The organism is Trueperella pecoris, from assembly GCF_014926385.1.
GTDB classification, from domain to species: Bacteria; Actinomycetota; Actinomycetes; order Actinomycetales; family Actinomycetaceae; genus Trueperella; species Trueperella pecoris.
The window spans coordinates 284,329-300,419 of the sequence record NZ_CP053291.1 but is presented as its reverse complement, the minus strand read 5'-3'; the positions used below and the strand labels follow the sequence as shown (position 1 = coordinate 300,419).

The 16,091-nt window shown below is 59.9% G+C and carries 19 protein-coding genes and 2 pseudogenes; 2 read left to right on the top strand and 19 right to left on the bottom strand.

The window, feature by feature from the left end; all coding sequences use genetic code 11:
- Positions 1-11 precede the first annotated feature (11 nt).
- The 12 genes and pseudogenes from HLG82_RS01420 to HLG82_RS01365 form a co-directional block, all read right to left on the bottom strand.
- Positions 12-767, bottom strand: a complete 756-nt coding sequence (locus HLG82_RS01420; RefSeq protein WP_500814659.1) for a hypothetical protein — start codon at positions 765-767, stop codon at positions 12-14.
- Positions 767-3,451: a phage tail protein gene (locus HLG82_RS01415; protein WP_193326975.1), complete on the bottom strand. Its 2,685-nt coding sequence runs from the start codon at positions 3,449-3,451 to the stop codon at positions 767-769. Before HLG82_RS01415 ends, HLG82_RS01420 begins: the two co-directional genes overlap by 1 nt.
- A gap of 26 nt (positions 3,452-3,477) precedes the next feature.
- Positions 3,478-3,654: a hypothetical protein gene (locus HLG82_RS01410; protein WP_193326974.1), complete on the bottom strand. Its 177-nt coding sequence runs from the start codon at positions 3,652-3,654 to the stop codon at positions 3,478-3,480.
- Positions 3,655-3,671: 17 nt separating this feature from the next.
- Positions 3,672-4,082: a hypothetical protein gene (locus HLG82_RS01405; protein WP_193326973.1), complete on the bottom strand. Its 411-nt coding sequence runs from the start codon at positions 4,080-4,082 to the stop codon at positions 3,672-3,674.
- A 12-nt stretch (positions 4,083-4,094) separates the two neighbouring features.
- On the bottom strand, positions 4,095-4,691 hold the full coding sequence (locus HLG82_RS01400) for a major tail protein (protein ID WP_193326972.1): 597 nt from the start codon (positions 4,689-4,691) through the stop codon (positions 4,095-4,097).
- A gap of 18 nt (positions 4,692-4,709) precedes the next feature.
- Positions 4,710-5,054 (bottom strand): hypothetical protein, encoded by a 345-nt coding sequence (locus tag HLG82_RS01395; RefSeq protein WP_193326971.1) that lies wholly within the window; start codon positions 5,052-5,054, stop codon positions 4,710-4,712.
- On the bottom strand, positions 5,051-5,488 hold the full coding sequence (locus tag HLG82_RS01390) for an HK97-gp10 family putative phage morphogenesis protein (RefSeq protein ID WP_193326970.1): 438 nt from the start codon (positions 5,486-5,488) through the stop codon (positions 5,051-5,053). Before HLG82_RS01390 ends, HLG82_RS01395 begins: the two co-directional genes overlap by 4 nt.
- A complete protein-coding gene (locus HLG82_RS01385; protein ID WP_193326969.1) occupies positions 5,457-5,819 on the bottom strand; it encodes a phage head completion protein in 363 nt (120 codons plus the stop codon). The genes HLG82_RS01390 and HLG82_RS01385 overlap by 32 nt, the downstream gene beginning before the upstream one ends.
- 3 nt (positions 5,820-5,822) lie before the next feature.
- Complete coding sequence (locus tag HLG82_RS01380) at positions 5,823-6,137, bottom strand: head-tail connector protein (protein ID WP_193326968.1); 315 nt, start codon at positions 6,135-6,137, stop codon at positions 5,823-5,825.
- Positions 6,138-6,168: 31 nt separating this feature from the next.
- Positions 6,169-7,390, bottom strand: a pseudogene (locus tag HLG82_RS01375) (phage major capsid protein).
- Between the two features lie 10 nt (positions 7,391-7,400).
- A complete protein-coding gene (locus HLG82_RS01370) occupies positions 7,401-8,237 on the bottom strand; it encodes a head maturation protease, ClpP-related (RefSeq protein ID WP_193326967.1) in 837 nt (278 codons plus the stop codon).
- Positions 8,234-9,411, bottom strand: a pseudogene (locus HLG82_RS01365) (phage portal protein). Before HLG82_RS01365 ends, HLG82_RS01370 begins: the two are co-directional and overlap by 4 nt.
- Before the next feature lie 436 nt (positions 9,412-9,847).
- Between HLG82_RS01365 and HLG82_RS01360 the strand changes: the two are divergent.
- Entirely contained in the window at positions 9,848-10,132 is a 285-nt protein-coding gene (locus tag HLG82_RS01360; protein ID WP_193326469.1) for a transposase, read from the top strand.
- Positions 10,102-10,983 carry an IS3 family transposase gene (locus HLG82_RS01355; protein ID WP_193326468.1) on the top strand — a complete coding sequence of 294 codons (882 nt, stop codon included), beginning with the start codon at positions 10,102-10,104 and terminating at the stop codon, positions 10,981-10,983. The genes HLG82_RS01360 and HLG82_RS01355 overlap by 31 nt, the downstream gene beginning before the upstream one ends.
- A 189-nt stretch (positions 10,984-11,172) precedes the next feature.
- On the opposite strand, the gene HLG82_RS01350 is transcribed toward HLG82_RS01355, so the two are convergent.
- From HLG82_RS01350 to HLG82_RS01320, 7 genes are all read right to left on the bottom strand, one after another.
- Positions 11,173-11,715: a hypothetical protein gene (locus HLG82_RS01350; RefSeq protein ID WP_193326966.1), complete on the bottom strand. Its 543-nt coding sequence runs from the start codon at positions 11,713-11,715 to the stop codon at positions 11,173-11,175.
- Between the two features lie 25 nt (positions 11,716-11,740).
- Positions 11,741-12,871, bottom strand: a complete 1,131-nt coding sequence (locus HLG82_RS01345; RefSeq protein WP_193326965.1) for a hypothetical protein — start codon at positions 12,869-12,871, stop codon at positions 11,741-11,743.
- Positions 12,872-13,005: 134 nt separating this feature from the next.
- Positions 13,006-14,604, bottom strand: coding sequence for a terminase large subunit (locus tag HLG82_RS01340; protein WP_193326964.1), 1,599 nt, complete (start codon positions 14,602-14,604; stop codon positions 13,006-13,008).
- 107 nt (positions 14,605-14,711) lie between these two features.
- Positions 14,712-15,002: a pseudouridine synthase gene (locus tag HLG82_RS01335; RefSeq protein ID WP_193326963.1), complete on the bottom strand. Its 291-nt coding sequence runs from the start codon at positions 15,000-15,002 to the stop codon at positions 14,712-14,714.
- Positions 15,003-15,036: 34 nt separating this feature from the next.
- Entirely contained in the window at positions 15,037-15,324 is a 288-nt protein-coding gene (locus tag HLG82_RS01330; RefSeq protein WP_193326962.1) for an Nmad4 family putative nucleotide modification protein, read from the bottom strand.
- Between the two features lie 95 nt (positions 15,325-15,419).
- The gene (locus HLG82_RS01325) at positions 15,420-15,617 is read right to left on the bottom strand and encodes a DUF4314 domain-containing protein (RefSeq protein ID WP_005295562.1); all 198 of its coding nucleotides are present in this window, start codon (positions 15,615-15,617) and stop codon (positions 15,420-15,422) included.
- On the bottom strand, positions 15,614-16,087 hold the full coding sequence (locus HLG82_RS01320; RefSeq protein WP_255313913.1) for a hypothetical protein: 474 nt from the start codon (positions 16,085-16,087) through the stop codon (positions 15,614-15,616). The genes HLG82_RS01325 and HLG82_RS01320 overlap by 4 nt, the downstream gene beginning before the upstream one ends.
- Positions 16,088-16,091 lie beyond the last annotated feature (4 nt).

Sequence of the window (16,091 nt, the reverse complement as noted above, 5' to 3'; positions counted from 1 at the left end):
TGGGGTTCCTTTCACAGATGTGCGCCCGCAGCCGAAGACACACGGCGACGGGCGTATTGAGGGGTCAAGTGATGGGCCGGGTTAGGGGTTTCGCCAGTTCCCGGTGATCTCGACTCTGGAGATGCCACTACTGAGACTGACCCGGTTGACCCTGGGGTAAGGATCGGGAACGTGCCGGTGACCGCGTCGGTTTGTACCCGGCCCGCGACGTGTGCGACAAGCCGGGCCGAGTCCAGGGTGATTTGCCCTGCCGGTGACTGGACGCGGTAGGTGGCTGCGTTGATCGTCAGCGTTAGCGTCCCGGTGCCCTTGATCGTGATGATCGGTGCCGCCTCAACTAGCCCGGGGTTGGTGATCTGCCCGGATGAGGTGAGCGTGTGGGCGGTCAGCCCAGAGTCGAGGTAGCTAAACGGCTCGCATACCAGGTGTGCCTCGAAGAATCCCCACGAGGACATGTCCGTGCGCAGCGGGCTGATGGAGACGTGTTTGATCTTGTGGAAGGCCCCGGGCTGGGTGGACAGGTGAATGGTTGCCGCCCGCCCCAGCGCCAGCGCGGCCTTGTGGTAGGCGGCCAGGCCGCCTGTGATCGCCAGCGGCAACGTGATCGACGTGTCGTGCCAGCCGCCGAGGCGGGTCAGCGTCCCGGCCCTGCCCGCCACCTCAATATCGTCTGTGACCCGCTCGGCCACCGGTAGGTCGACCGGGCCTGTGAGCCTCAGGCCCAGCGACGTTGAGGACACTGTCGTATCGAGGGTGAAACCGTGCATCAGGCACCTCCTGTGGCGAGCACCGTGTGGTGGGAGTTGATACGGGCCAGCTGGCGGTTGATGCCGGGGGCGAGTTTGCCCACCAGCGTGCCGTCGTTGAGCACGACCTTGATGTCCATGGCCTCCAGCAGTGCACGGGCGGTATGGTCGACGATGCCCGCCACCTCTCCTGCGCGCCCTTCCTCCTGGCCGACAGCGCTGCTCGTGGTGGTTGCAGGCGGTGGTTGCAGGTGGGTTGGGGTCAGATCGACCGGGTCCAGGCTGGTGGTGATCGGCACGTCGATACCGCTGGTGAGCTCGCTCATGGCCTTAAGGGTGTCGGCGGCAACGTCCTCGGCAGCTGCAACTGCTCGGCTTCCGGTGTCTTCGATACCTCCGGCCAGGCCTCGGGTGAGCATGTCACCGACCCACGCCATTTCCTTTGATGGGGAGTTGATGCCGAAGAAGCCGGTGATGCCGTCCCAGATGTCAGAACACCAGCTTGTGACCCTGTCCCAGAGCCAGCCTGCCAGCGACTGGATGCCGTTCCACAAGCCTCGCACCAGGTCCGCGCCTGCAGAGGCCATCTGGCCGACCCCTTGACCGACCGCGCCCACGATCCCGGTGATGATCTGCGGGATGGCCGCCACGATGGTCGAGATGATCTGTGGCAGGTTCGTGATCAACGCGGTCAGCAGCTCAACACCTGCCATGACCAGTTGCGGGATCGCCCCACCGATCGCCGAGACGATCGCTGCGATGATCTGCGGCAGCGCGGCCACGATCGTGGTGATGATCTGCGGCAGCGCCCCAATCAGCGCGGTGAGGAGCTTGACGCCAGCCTCAATCAGCTGCGGCAGGGCCGACAGCAGCGTGGTGATGATGCCGGTGATGATTTGTGGCAGCACCGTCACGATCGCGGTGATGATCTCCGGGAGCGCTTCGACCAGGGAGGTCAACAACGCGATACCGGTCTCGATGATCTGCGGGATCGCCCCGACCAAGAACTCCACGATCGCGGTGATGATCTGCGGCAGTGCCTCAATGAGCACCGGGATCGCTTCCAGCAGGCCCTGGGCGAGCCCCAAGATGAGCTGCAACGCGGCCTCAAGGATCATCGGCAGGCTATCGACCAGCCCTTGGACCAGGGCGACGATCATCTCCACGGCCGCCGGGATGAGCTCCGGGAGTGCCTCACCGATACCGGTGACCAAGGTGGTGATGATCTGCAGGGCTGCTTCCAACAGTGACGGCAGAGCCTCGATGATCGCCTCCACTAGTGCGACGATGAGCATCACCGCTGTCTCGGCAACCGACGGCAACACCTCGATGATGCCTTCCAGCAGTGCGGTCAGGATCGACATGCCGGTCTCGACGACCATCGGCAGTTGCTCTGCGATGAACGCGAGTGCTTCTTGTAGGATCTCGCCGAGCTTGTCGATCAACGCTGGGGCTCCGCCCTCTTCGAAGGCTGCGGTGAGCTCATCGATCCACCCGCCCACCATCGGCATGACCGTGCCAGCCAGCGCGTCGGTCAGCCCTTGGGCGAGCAGGCCCTTGAGGTTGTCGATGCCGTCGCGCATGGTAGAGAGCTGGCCGGTGAAGGTTTTCGACTGGGCTTCCATCGCCCCATGGAAACGGCCGCCTTCTTCCGTTGCCGAAGCGAACGCGTCAGCGACCATGTCCGCGCTGATCGCGCCCTTGGCCATCTCCTCTTTCAGCTCGCCGATGGACTTGCCCGTCTTGCGGGAGATCTCCTCCAGCGGGTTGAACCCGGCGTTGATCATCTGGTTGAGGTCCTGGCCTGTCAGCTTGCCCGTCGAGGACATCTGGGCGAACGCCAACGTCAGTGACTCCATCTTCTGCGCGTCACCTTGGGAGATATCACCGAGCTGGCCTAGTCTGCGGGTAGCTTCGTCAGCGCTGATACCGAACGCCATGAGGGTCTGGGTGTTCTTCGCCAAATCCTCCATGCCGAACGGGGTCTTCGCCGCCTGGATCTTCAGGTCGTTGACCAGCTGTTGGGCTTTGGCCTGATCGCCAAGCATCGTGGTGAAGCTGGTGGTGTACTGCTCCATGCGGGCGTTGTACTCCACCCCGTCCTTCAACGCATCGGCCATACCCCGACCGATACTCGCGATCGCCTTGCCGATGCCCTTGACACCAGCGACGATCGCCTCGGCGGCCAGGTTCGCTTTGAGCACGTCCCCGAATACACGGGTCTTATCCCCGGTGTCGTCCATCTCGTCGCCGAGATCATCGACCGCGTCCTCCAAATGCCCGGCATCCTTGGCGGCGTCTTTCGCATCATCGCCTGCCCCGTCGGCCTCGTCACCGAACTCACCGAGTGCATCATTGTTGGCCTTGAGCTCTTTTTCCAGCTCGTTGAGCTCAGCTCCGGCGTTGTTGAGCTGGATCTGCCAGTTCTTCGTTCGCGAATCGTTCTCCCCGAACGACGCGGCCGAGTTCTCCAGCGCGGCCTTGAGCGTCTCGATCTTGGACTTTTGGGTCTCGATCTCTTTGGTCAGCACCTGGTTGCGGGAGGCCAGTGCCTGGGTGGACTTGTCGTTCTTGTCGAACTGGGAGGCCACCAGTTTCATCTCCGAGCCCAGCACCCGCATCTCACGGTTGATGTCGGTGATGGCCCGCTTGAACTCGCGTTCACCTTCCAGACCGATCTTGAGACCAAACGATGAGTCAGCCATGAGGATTCACCTGCCTGTCAGTGGGGTTAGATGCCGGTCGGGATGATGTCGTCGATGAACCACACCCGTGCTGGTTTCGCTCGTCCTGTCTCGATCCGCCAGCAGTCCACCAGGTCCAGGAGCTCACCAAAGACCATCAGGCCCACCTCGTCCAGTCGAAGGCCGAGGTGGGCTAAACCGATGTAGGTCAGGCGGGTGAACACTGCCTGGTCGGATTCGACTATCCGTCCGCTGCCGGGCTCGCTTTTGGGGCTGGCTCGGTGAGGATGTCGCGGCGGGTGCCTCGCTGCAGTGCCTCAGCGATCGCACCCCGGTAGTCGGCGATATCGGCAGGAACCGTCAGCAGCTCCACCTCGTCCTCCGTCAACTGCGGGCGCGGGTTGTCGAGGTGGGAGAGGTTGTGGATCTGCACTGACTGGTTGGCCAGCAGCGTGATCAGCCAGATCACCTCGGTCAGCGTCTGGGCGAGGTCCTCGGAGGTCTCCAACGCGGCTCCGAGCTTGTCCAGCCCGCCGTAGCGTTCGGCGATCAGCCGGGTGGCCTTGGTGGTGAGCACCAGCTCGTAATCTGTTCCGCCGATTCTCACGGTCGCACTGCGCCCGGCAGCATCAATCGATGGTGTGTCAGTCATGAGGGTGCTCCTTTACTTGCCGGGGCTGGTGGCGGCGGGCTCGTAGACGGACTTGTACCAGCCGGTGATGATCTCGGCCTTGACCTTGGGGTCACCTTCGGTGGCTTCGGCTTTCCACGGGTGGCGGCCCTTCGCGTCTGGCTTGTTGCGGCGCAGGATCGTGCCCTCGATGCTCGGGGTGGAGAACGTGATCGAGTCGGCCTTGGTGGCAAGTGTGGTGCTTGGCAGGGCGAACTTGACTCGGTAGAGCCAGAAGTACTGGAAGGTGCCGTTGGAGCGGGCGGCACGGAACCCGATCGCTACCGGTGTGCCGCCGTCTTCCGAGGACGAGATGAGCACCCCGTTGGCATCCAGGGTGGCACCGGTCAGTGCTGCTGCGGCTTCTGCTCCCAGGTCGTCCACGCCGAGGGTGAGCGTGCCGGATTTGAACTCCTTGACGATCTCGCTGGGCCCATCATCGGCGTAGAGGATCGCCTCGGCGACCTCGACGGACAACTCCGCTGAGATCGCTTTGGCCAGTGGTTTCGGGCTGGCGTAGGTTTCCTCGCCGGTGGTGGGGTTTTCGGTAATCGTGGCGTAGTAGAGCTTGTCAAGACCAATCGTGGCCATGGGGATTGCGTCCTTTCGTTAAAACGGGTGGTGGCAGCTGATATCGAAGCTGTAGTGGTGGTAGCCCGTATCGTCCTCGAAGCCGATGTAGCGCCTGGCGGTGACCACCAGCCCCGCATCGACGAGCGCGTGGGTGAGCGTGTCGCGCCAGGGCAGGTAGTTGCCAGTTGTGAACAGGGAGAGGCGGACTTCTTCGACTTCGACGCTCGGGGTGTTGTCGGCGAACACCTCCAGCGTGTCGCCGATCGGGGTGGCCACCAGATAGGTGTCCGGTGCGGGCGAGGCGCTAAACAAGCTCACCGCGATCGGCAGATCAAGCCGGTCAGCAATCATGGTGAGGGTTTCCAGCAGCTGGACGGTCATGGTGTGATCCCGTCGAGCCTGGCTTTAAGCACCGTTTTCATCGCCTCCACCGCGCCCCGCCGGGTCTGCGAGCGTGTCGGTGCCAGAAACGGGCGGGCGGGCTGGTTGCTCCTGCCATGCTCCAACACGTTGGCAATCAGCGCATTCGACCTGCCATCCCGGCGGTTCTCGGCGAAACCGACCTTGACGTTGTGATTGCCTCGTGAGTTGACCTTCACGCTGGTGACACCCAGGGCTCCGATGAGCTGGCCGGTTGAGCGGGACGGCATCGTGGTCGCCCGCCCGATCGCGGCGGCGAGGTTGGTTTTCATGCGTGGTTCGACCACGTTCGCGCCAGCTGTCAGCACTTCGTCGGCTGTAGAGTCCAGCAGGCGTGAGGTGGCCTCGAGTTTGTCGATGTACTTATTGGGGAGTCGGATCTGGACGCGCGCCATGGTGGGTTCCTTCGGGGTGCAGACGGTGGGCAAGGATCTCGATGTAGCCGCCGATGGGCTCGACGGTGTCGATGACAAAGCGGCCATCGGCAGCGGCGATGTGCATGACCTCCGAGACGGTGAGCCCGGGGATCATGCGGATGCGGAACAAGACGGTGGCCTGCGTGTAGGCCGCACGGTTAACCCACGCTGAGCTGGCGTGCCGGATCTCCCGGTAGGCGCGCACCGTGGCGACCACCTGCTCGGCGCTAGCGGTGAAACCGGCAGCATCCCTGCGGGCCACTGGGGTGATGAGGTCGATGGTTTCTCGCATACTGCCGATACCTGCCATGGGTTAGACCTTCCATTCGCGCTCAAGGCGCAGCAGCGTGTTCACCGCGGCCCACATGGCCTTGGCGGCATCGGGTTTGTCGGACCAGAACCCGGCCGTGGACCCGTCACGCGACTCGTAGAAGTGACTGGCGAGCATCACGATCGCCTGCCTGGTGGTCCCTGGCATCTCGTGGGCCTCGTAATAGTCCTCAGGCAAGTGCTGGAAGCTGCAAGCATAGGAGGTGGCAGCTGCCACCAGGTTGGCGATGAGCTCGTCGTCCTCGTCGTGGTCGAGAATGAGGTTTGCTTTGACCTGGTCGATGAGCTGGTGGTTCATGGCTGCCACCTCCTATTCGTTGCGTGGGGTTTTAGGCTCCGGCCTTCTGGGTGAGGATCTTGACGGCCTCGGGCAGGACGAGCTTGCCGTCCAGGCGCTGGGAGGCGAGGAAACCGACCTGGCCGGAGGTGGCGAACAGTTCGTTCAGGCGCTTGAACGAGCGTCCCTGCCGGTCAGCGATCCAGTAGTAGGACAGGTCACCGAACGCCACGGTCTTCGCGCCCGCCTTGATCTCGGGTGCGAACGTGGAGGTGTGCACGGGCTTGCCCAGGATCATGTCCGGGGGCACCGGTGGTCAGTGCTGGCTGCCATAGGTACTGGCCCTGGTTGTCCTTGAGCTTGCGCACGGTCTTGACGGTGGCGTCGTTCATCAGCCACACCGCCCGAGCGCGATACGGTGCGCGCAGGCTGTAGTGCAGGTCGATGAGCTCATCGGCGGTGATGTCGGCGGCCTTCGCGGTGGTCACATCCGAGATGCCACCACCGGTGGCATCGAAAATGCCGGTCGGCTTGCCCTTGCCGTCACCGACCAAGAACGCCTCCTCTTCAGCAACACCGATGCGGCGAGCGAACTCAGCGGCGAGGTAGGCCTCGACGTCGAAGACCGAATCGCCGAGCAGTTCCTCACTGATCTTGAGGAAAGTGCCGAGCTTGAACGCCGAGAGCGTGATCTGGGAGAAGGTCTCGTCGGATTCGGTGTAGGGCTTGCCCTCATCGAGCCACCCGGCGCTGCCGTGGGTGGACACGACCGGGATCTTGCGATCCCCGCTGGTGGTCTGGATGACGTTGGCAAGACCGCGCATGATGTTCTGGTCGGCCAGCGACTGCACGAGGGTGTGCTCGAACTCGTCCGGAACCAGGTAGCCGCCCTCGGAATCAACCCCCTCACTCAGGGCGTTGCGCACCTCCATGGGAGAGGCGTTCAGGCGCATCGCATCCCAGAAGGCACGCTTGTAGGAGGCAGTGGCGCGGCCGGTCTTGGGTTCGGTCTCCTCGCCGGTCTGGCCGGGCATCGAGGTCAGCGGCGCATTCGTGGCGCGGGCCAGATCAGCGTCCAGACGCTGGGCGCGCTCGGCGCGGGCAATCTCGCCGGTCAGCCGTTCAATGTCGGCTTCCATGCGGGCGTAGGTCTGGTCGTCCTCGGCGGACAGGCAGCCGGTGGTGGTGTCGCGGCGCTCGTCGAGAAAAGCCTTGGCCTTCTCCCACGTTTCGGCGCGGCGGGTACGCAGGTCAGAAATCGTCATCGTAGACATGGGTTCTCCTTCAGTGTTGGTGAGTGTGATTGATCAAGGCGGCATACAGGTCCACCACACGTCGCCCCACAGGTGGTGCAAGTGCTGGGACCGGTAGCTGGGTAGCTCGTGGTGTGTCGGTCAGGTGTGCGACAAGGCGCTGCTCGGCGGGCTTGCGGGCAAAACACACCCCACTGGCGGTATCGGCGAGCGGGGCGGGGTTTCTGGTCTTCAGCGGCCACGGGGCCTGCTTGTCCGGCTCCTCATCGTCGTCCTCATCGGGGTCGGTGACCTTCGGGGCGTTGCCGGTGAGGTAGTCGTCGGCAAAGCCCATGCTGATGGCGGCACGCGCGTCCATCCAGGTCTCTTGATCCATCAGCCGTGCGAGCTTGGCCCGGCTCATCCCGGTTTTCAGCTCGTAGGCGTTGATGATGGACTCTTTGACCGCTGCGAGCATGTCGATGGCACGCCCGAGCTCGTCGGCGTCACCGACGGCGAGGGTTGCCGGGTTGTGGATCATGAGCATCGACACCGGGCTCATCGCCACGACCTCGCCCGCCATGGCGATCACGCTGGCGGCACTGGCCGCGATCCCGTCGATGCACACCTTCACGTGTCCGGGATAGTCGATGAGCATGTTGTAGATCTGGGCTGCCGCGACGACGTCGCCGCCAGGGCTGTTGATCCACAGCGTCACGTCACCGGAACCTGCCGCCAGCTCGGAGGCGAACAGGGCCGGGGTGATGTCGTCGTCAAACCATGACTCCTCAGCGATCACCCCGTTGATACGCAAAACCCGGCTGGTATCACTACCCGCCGGGCTATTAATGTCGGGAGCGGGTGGCTCCCAGTTCCAGAACCGTCTCACCGGCTCATCCTTTCAATTCGTTGTTCCACCGGCGGCTGCTCCTCTCCAGGCGCTGCGTCCTGCTGCGCTTGCTGGGCGGTGGCGTAGGCCCCGGCCATGGATAGCGGCAGCATGTTGCCGTTGACCAGGTACAAGTCGCCACCGTCAGCGGCAGCGATGCGGTCGAGGTTCTCTAGTGCCCGGATGTCGTTGGCGCTCATCCATCCGTTTTGGCGGGCGACCGCATAGCCTTCCATGCGTGACTGGTAGTCACCGCGCAGCAGGCCTTCAAGATTGAACTTGATATAAACCCCAGGCTTCTCACGGGCACTTAGCAGGGTTTTGGCCAGGGCTTGTTCCCAGCGGATCACCCAAGGATCCAGGGTGTATTTCACAAACTCCAAAGACTGCTGTTCAATATTGCTGAAGCTGGATTTTTCAAGATCGCCAATCATGTGAGGCGGGATGCGGAAGATCCGGGCGATCTCGTTGATCTGAAACTTCCTGGTCTCCAAGAACTGGGCTTGTTCAGGGCTGACGGAGATCGGGGTGTATTTCATGCCCTCCTCAAGCACAGCCACCTTATTACCGTTACGAGCCCCACCAAAGGTCTGCTGCCACGACTCCCTAACTCTCGTGGGGTCTTTGATCGTGCCCGGATGCTCCAACACCCCACCCGGCCGGCACCGTTCGCAAAAAACGACGCCCCATAATCCTCAGTAGCCTGAGCAAGACCAATCGCATTCTTAGCCATCGCAATCGGGGAATAGCCCACCAAACCATCAAAACCCAGGCCTGGAATATGTAACACGTCAGACTGCGACAGGCGTACAAGCTGGTACTGGCCGGCCGGTTCATCCCAAGAAGTCTGATACTCGTAATACAACTGGCGGGTCTCCAGGTCACGACCAACACTCATCCGGTTCGGCATCAACGGATACAGCCCGATCACCTCACCCAGCCCGTTTCGCACCACCTGGGCAAACGCATTACCCCACAACAACAAATGCGTCATAAGGGTTTCTCGGAACACAAACGACGTCATTTCGGGGTTCGGCTCATCATGAAGAAGCCTGTACAAGCCATGATCGGTAGCCTTCACCTTCGACCCGTCCGAGCCGCTTCGGTAGACGTGCAACGGCAGACCAGCAATCGACTCAGCCAAAATCCGCACACAGCTATAGACCGCCGTCATCTGCATCGCGGAGCGTTCAGTCACCGCCCGCCCAGAGGTCGTAGGCCCGAACAAGAAACTGTAGCTAGAGCCGATCACGGGGTCAACACTTTTACGGCTACTGGTGGCGCGTAGCCAGTCGAATAATCCCATAACAGTCTTTCTGGTTAGGTCATAAAGTAGAAGACGTGAAATTCGGAATGCGTAACCCTCGCTGAAGCGCTCGATCAAAGCGCGGACTACTGGTCGTGCTAAACGAGCAGTTAAGAAAGCCACAATTGCCGGATACGGCAAAAAGGGCATGGGATTTGTGAAAAATCCGAGTCGCTCAATCAAGAACGCCGCCTACAAGCGCACCACATTCAGCTTCTGGGATTGGAGTGCCCTAGGTTTTTAGGTCCAGGTGACTTGAGTGTTGTCCGTTGATCCCCTGCCTGTGGGTGGGGAGAATGGATGAATGGTGAAGAAGTTCAGTAAGCATACTCCTGAGCAGATTGTTCGTAAGCTTGATAAGGCGCGGGAGATGAAGGAATCAGGCTCGACGACGGCTCAGATCCTGACCGAACTTGGGATTAGTGAAGCCACGTTGAATAGGTGGCAGGCAACCTATGGGTCGATGACCAAGAGCGAAGCGAAAGAGCTCCAGCGCCTGCGCGATGAGAACACGCGCCTCAAACGCCTCCTGGGTCAGGCAGAGCTGGAGAAGGCTGCGTGGAAAGAATTATCGGAGGGAAACTTCTAAGCCCAGCTCGCCGCCATGATGCCGTCTGGCATCTCGTTGGGCTGGGCTATTCCCAAAGACTTTCCTGCCAGATCGTTGGGCTCTCTCGCAGTGCTTACCGGCGCGCTAGGACCCGTGAAAGCACGCCGGATAAATACGCGGACTTGCGCGAGTGGATGCACGAGTTCGCGCGTGATCACCGCCGGTGGGGACACCGGCGTGCCTGGAGAAACGCCCTCGCCGAGGGTTATGGGGTATGCCGGGAAACTTTCCGGCGCTTGTGGCGTGAAGAAGGTCTACGCGTGTTGCCGCGCAAGAAGCGTAAACGCCTCAGTGGTCACGGCCAGCGTGATGTTCCTGCTGGCCAGTACCCGAACGACGTGTGGGCGTTGGACTTCCAGTTCGATTCAACCTGGCATGGCAAGATGATCAAGATTTGCAACATTATTGATGAATACACCCGCGAGCACGTCGCCTTCGCGGTCGATAAAAAGCTTGATGCGGGCTCGGTGATCGAACTGCTCGACGTGGCTTGTCTGGAGCGCGGAGGACGCCCTAGGGTGATTCGGATGGACAACGGGCCTGAGTTCATCGCCCACGCCCTCGAGGTTTGGGCGGCCGAGGATAAGACGATCCAAGCGCTCATTCCGCCAGGCCAGCCATGGCATAACGGGTTCGTTGAGTCGTTCCATAACCGGATGCGAGACGAGCTCTTGGAGGATAACAGCATCGAGAACCTTGAGCATGCCCGCCTACTCGTGGCCCAGTGGTCACGGCGCTACAATGACTTCCATCCGCACTCCGCACTCGGCTACCTCAGCCCGCGGAAGTATGCGGAACAATGGAAACAAGAAAACACGGTCAACGCTTAAACCAAGTGGACCTAATTCTTAGGCCACCCCAGGATCTGTTCAAATAGCGAGCAAAAATCTCTGAACTATATAACTAGCAATTATGCAAGAATAAACGCCATCTTCTAGCAGCTAATCGCAATAATTAAAAAGCTGATGGGCGACACCAGAAAACACAGGTAGCGCCCATCAGCTTAGAACATAAATAGGCTATCTTGCAGTTCTAATCCTATTGCTCAATTCTTCAATTTTATCAAGATATGAAGGTGGGTGAACGCCTACGTATTTTTCCGACCATTCATAATAATTCTTGGCACCCCCAAGGAGGGAGAATAAAAACTCCGCTGCATGAACCACGTACCTAGAATCGCGTAAAGAAAATATGGCGATACCGGCCGCTTTCAACGTTATTGAAAATTGCGCAGGTTCATCGCTAAACCCTCCTTGCCCCTTACCAGAATCAAGATAATCATCGATAGCATCCAGAACGGTAGACCAAAAATAATCTATATTTGTCCAAGCGTTAAGTGGCATAATTTCTTGGCCGTTAAGACGTAACGAAATCCATCCTTCTCCAGGATTTGTCTTATCTAGCTGAAAATTCCACCAGTCGCTTGCTCTTTTGGGGTCTGTTTCTATCGAAACAAGATATTTATCGTGGTGCAATGAAAAATCATTGATATCTGCAATCGCTACGCAGTTCAAGATGAAGGATTCAACTTCAAGCGAAGTTTTAGGCATCCAATAACCCACGTAAAACCTCCTATTGAGCACCCGTCTACCGTGGGTAGAACTGCACTACGCGCCCATTAGAAACCACTAATTTATAGCTAACTCCACTATACGAACCAGTATATGTGCCAGTTCGAGAACCTAGATTGCGAATAGAAGAAGAATGGTTCCTCAAGGCACCATGAATCACATTCCTTACATCAGAAACCGACATTTTTGGATTAAAGAATGTCTGCGCACTTTTTGATGTTCCGTTCCAATACTGCGGGTGGTGCCTTTCAAGAATGTGCTTCATGCCCGACTTATCAAGCCTAACCACGTTTGATCCTGCTCGGAAAGTGAGAGTTGAAAAACTCCTTAGAGCATTTGCGACCCTGGAAGCAGGAGCAACCACATACTTTACAACTCGAGGCCCGACTTTGATAAGAACATGCACTCCGACTCGGATGCCTGCGATGATTGCAGGCACCCAAAACGGATCTGCAGTAATTGGGTATACGGAGGTGGAAGTTGGTTCTATATTCTGATAGAGAATACTTCCTTCAAGTTCAAACCGTGTCTCGACGGGGTTCCCAGCAGCATCTACCGCCCACGGTGCTTCGATTACAGAGGTGAGAAGATGAGCGCCATCATCGAAAACTCTGTATACCCCGACAGATCCGTCAGGTTCAATTTGAGCAAGCTCATCATTGTTAAGATTAAGCTCAAAAGGCACTCTATGATTTGCGTCTTTTGATTCGATTACAGTGTGCACACGTAAAGAGCCATCGGTGTAGGCATCTAGAACATAATCAGCCTCTCTCCCGGATAGCATTGTGCTGCCATCTTGGGTAACTGAAATGTTTTCTTGCAAGAAGGCGTCTTTAATTGTCAATAGTGGGCTTGAACCAGTTACAGAAAGGGGACTGATGCCTGCTCCCTCACCGTCAACAGTTAGTGTGCTTGTCCCCTCAACAGATCCATAGGAAAGTACAGAATCCAGTTGCTCTGGCACGATCTCATCAGCAACAGACTCAACGCCAATCGCTTCTCGTGCCGCATCAACCGTTTTTTCAAGGTGTATAGCTCTAACGTCACGAGACGTGTCGTCAGCAGCTGAGGCAAATGAAACACCCGATAGAAGAGATAGTGACGTGAGCGCGGCTATCAAAACCTGCAAGGTTCTCTTAATGCTCACATTGGTTCCTTTCGTCGTGCCGTCTTCTTTGACGGTGGGTAGTGCAGCTTGGGAATCTGGGCTGCGGCCTCCTCTTAGAGACAAGAGAAGCATAAAATTAGGCAACCCTTACTGTCAACATTCTCATGAATATCTCACAGCACTAATAATCCCCGAGAGTCGTACACTGACCCACCCGAACCTGCGCTGCCGCCTCTGATCGCTCGGTCTAGAGCCATGATGGTTGCGACCACGCCGTCGATTTTTTCGGTGGATTTTTGTTTGTCGGGTTTGATGTTTCCTGCCGGGTCGGTGCGCACGTGAATGTTGTCGACCATCCACGAAAGCACCGGGTGGCCGCCATGCGCGAGCCTGCCTTCGAGGGCGAGTTTCATGAGTTCCTTGCTGGGTGGGCTCATGTCTTTGAAGCCTTGCCCGAACGGCACGACGGTGAATCCCATGTCTTGCAGGTTTTGGCTCATTTGGACTGCGCCCCACCGGTCGAAAGCGATCTCGCGGATATCGAAGCGTTCACCAAGGGACTGGATGTGGTGTTCGATGTGGGCGTAGTGGACGACGTTACCCTCGGTGGTTTCCAGGAAGCCTTGGGTGTGCCACAGGTCGTAGGGCACATGATCACGCGCGACCCGCAGCGGCAGGTTGTCTTCGGGTATCCAAAACCACGGCGCTATCCGGTACTTCTCATCCGACCCGTAGGGCGGGAAGACGAGCACGAACGCGGTGATATCCGTCGTGGAGGCCAAGTCCAGCCCGCCGTAGCAGGGTCTGCCTTCCAGCTCGGCCAGGTCCACTGGGTCTGCGCAGGCGTCCCAGATATGCATGGGCATCCACCGCACAGACTGCTTGACCCATTGGTTGAGGCGAAGCTGGCGAAACGAGTTTTCCTCGGCAGGGTTTTGCCTGGCCGAGTTGCACGCCGCCCGTACCTTGTCGATTGGAACGGTCACCCCGAGTGAGGGGTTGGCCTTGTGCCACACCGCCTCATCCGTCCAGTCATCATCCAGCTCCGCGCCGTAGATCACCGGGTAGAAGGTGGGATCGTGTTTCTTGCCCGCGAGAATGTCGCGCGCTTTTTGGTGCTGCTCGTAGCAGATGCTGTGCGTGTCAGTGCCTGCGGTGGTGATGAGGAAGTACAGCGGCTGGGTGCGCGCATCACCCGAGCCCTTGGTCATCACGTCAAACAGGGCCCGGTTGGGTTGAGTGTGCAGCTCATCGAAGACGACACCTGAGATGTTGAACCCGTGCTTGGAGTACGCCTCAGCTGAGAGCACCTGGTAGAAGCTGTTGGTCGGCTTGTAGATGATGCGCTTCTGACTGCTGAGGATTTTCACCCGCTTCGATAGGGCCGGTGATTGGCGGATCATGTCGGCGGCGACCTCGAAGACGATGCTGGCTTGCTGCCGATCGGCTGCGCATCCGTACACCTCGGCGGCTTGTTCCCCGTCCCCGCAGGTCAGCAGCAGCGCGATCGCGGCGGCCAGCTCGGACTTGCCCTGCTTCTTGGGGATCTCCACATAGGCGGTCGTGAACTGGCGGTAGCCGTCGGGTTTGATGGTGCCGAACAGGTCACGCACGATCTGTTCTTGCCAGCTCAGCAGCGTGAAGGGTTTGCCTGCCCAGCGGCCTTTCGTGTGGCGCAGCGCTTGAATGAATGCCACGGCGAAGTCGGCTTTGCGCTGGTCGTAGGTGGAGCTGTCGGCCATGAACCTGGTCGGCTGATACGTGCTCGTCATCGGGCGGCAGCTCCTTCCTCGGGGTATAAGAAAAGCCCCAGCCGTGTGGGGCGAAAAACAGTTCGTGCAGGGCCCAATCCGTTGGAGGGTCGGGGCGGCGCGTGGGGTTAGCAGTAGGTGTGGCGGAAGTCGGCGACCACCTGGCCGGTGTCGAAGCCGCCGTAGCGCCAATCGGACAGGCCGCGCTGCCTGGCAAGGGCGATGATCTGGTCGGCTTTGGTGTAGTGCCAGCCGACACGGCTGAGCGTGTGGACGGGGATCTTCTCTGCCCCGATCTCATCGGCGAGCTCGTCGAGGACGCTGAAGGGGATCTCGGCGGCGGCCTGGATCTCACCGTGCGGGGCGGCGTCGGCGGGGATCTCCAGGTGGTTGGTGATCAGCTTCCGGGTGGCGTCCATCGTCCGTGTTCTCCTTGTCTGTGTGGGGTGTGGGTTAGATCTGGGTCAGAGCCCAGGCGATGGCGTGTCCGGAGTCTGCGAAAAGGTGGTCGGCCTCGGCGATGAGCTCCAGGGCGCATTCGCTGCGGCCGCGCGCGTTCGGGCCGAAGCCGTCGATTGGGGCTTCGGTGAGGCGGTAGACCTGGGCGCTGTTGCCGTAGCCGTCTTTCTTGGTCCAGGTCGCGAAGGTGGCCAGCGTGTAGTCGCCGTGTGCGAGGATCGCCCCGTAGGAGTCGACGCGCATCTGCAGGGCTTCGGTGGTGAGCTTCTCGGTGGTGTTCATGGCTGTTGTCCTTGTCTCAGGTGGTGTTCTTTTGTCATGTACATACAGCCATAGGTGCGGGCGCTTATCCAGTCATTATTTGCCCTGATGAGCCGCTATTTTTCGGGCTTTTCGGTGGGCAGGGTTTCCCAGGAGTCCTCGCCCGGGATCAGCCCCAGATTCGATCCGGTGTCCCAGTCGACGTGGACAGTACCGAGGTCGTCGACGAACGCCACGGTGCCAAGCACACCAGGGCGCAGCGTCGTGTACGGGTCGCTGGTGGCGATCAGGCGCACCCGCTGGCCAGGAGTCATGGCCGGTTCTCCTTCCTGCTTGCAGGGGTGCGCCAGGCGGCGTCGCCTTCGAGGCCTGCCAGCAGGATGTGGCGTGCCTGCTTGTGTTCGGGGCCGATGAAGCCCAGGGAGAGCAGGAAGCAGCGCATCGTGTACTTGTCATTGCCCGGTGCAGGCGGTGTGGATCGGATCCGGCTTGCCTCCTGGGCGCGTTGGCAGAGCCGGGCCACAAGCGGGATCACCGCCTCGCGTGCCGTCTCCGGCGTAATCGACTCACACCACGGGAACGAGACGGTCTCGTCATCGTTGAACTCGGCGGGTGTGGCCGGGATGCCCAGTGCCTTGGCGATCAGTGGCCCTTTGGCCGCTAGGAGCGCTTCGAGGTTGGCGCGAGTGCGCTCACTCCACCCGGTGGTGGGCATCGTGACCGTCAACGCCACCTCGCCCGGGTCGGCGGTTTCAAAGCCTGCCTGGTGGGCGGCCTCGAGCACGGGG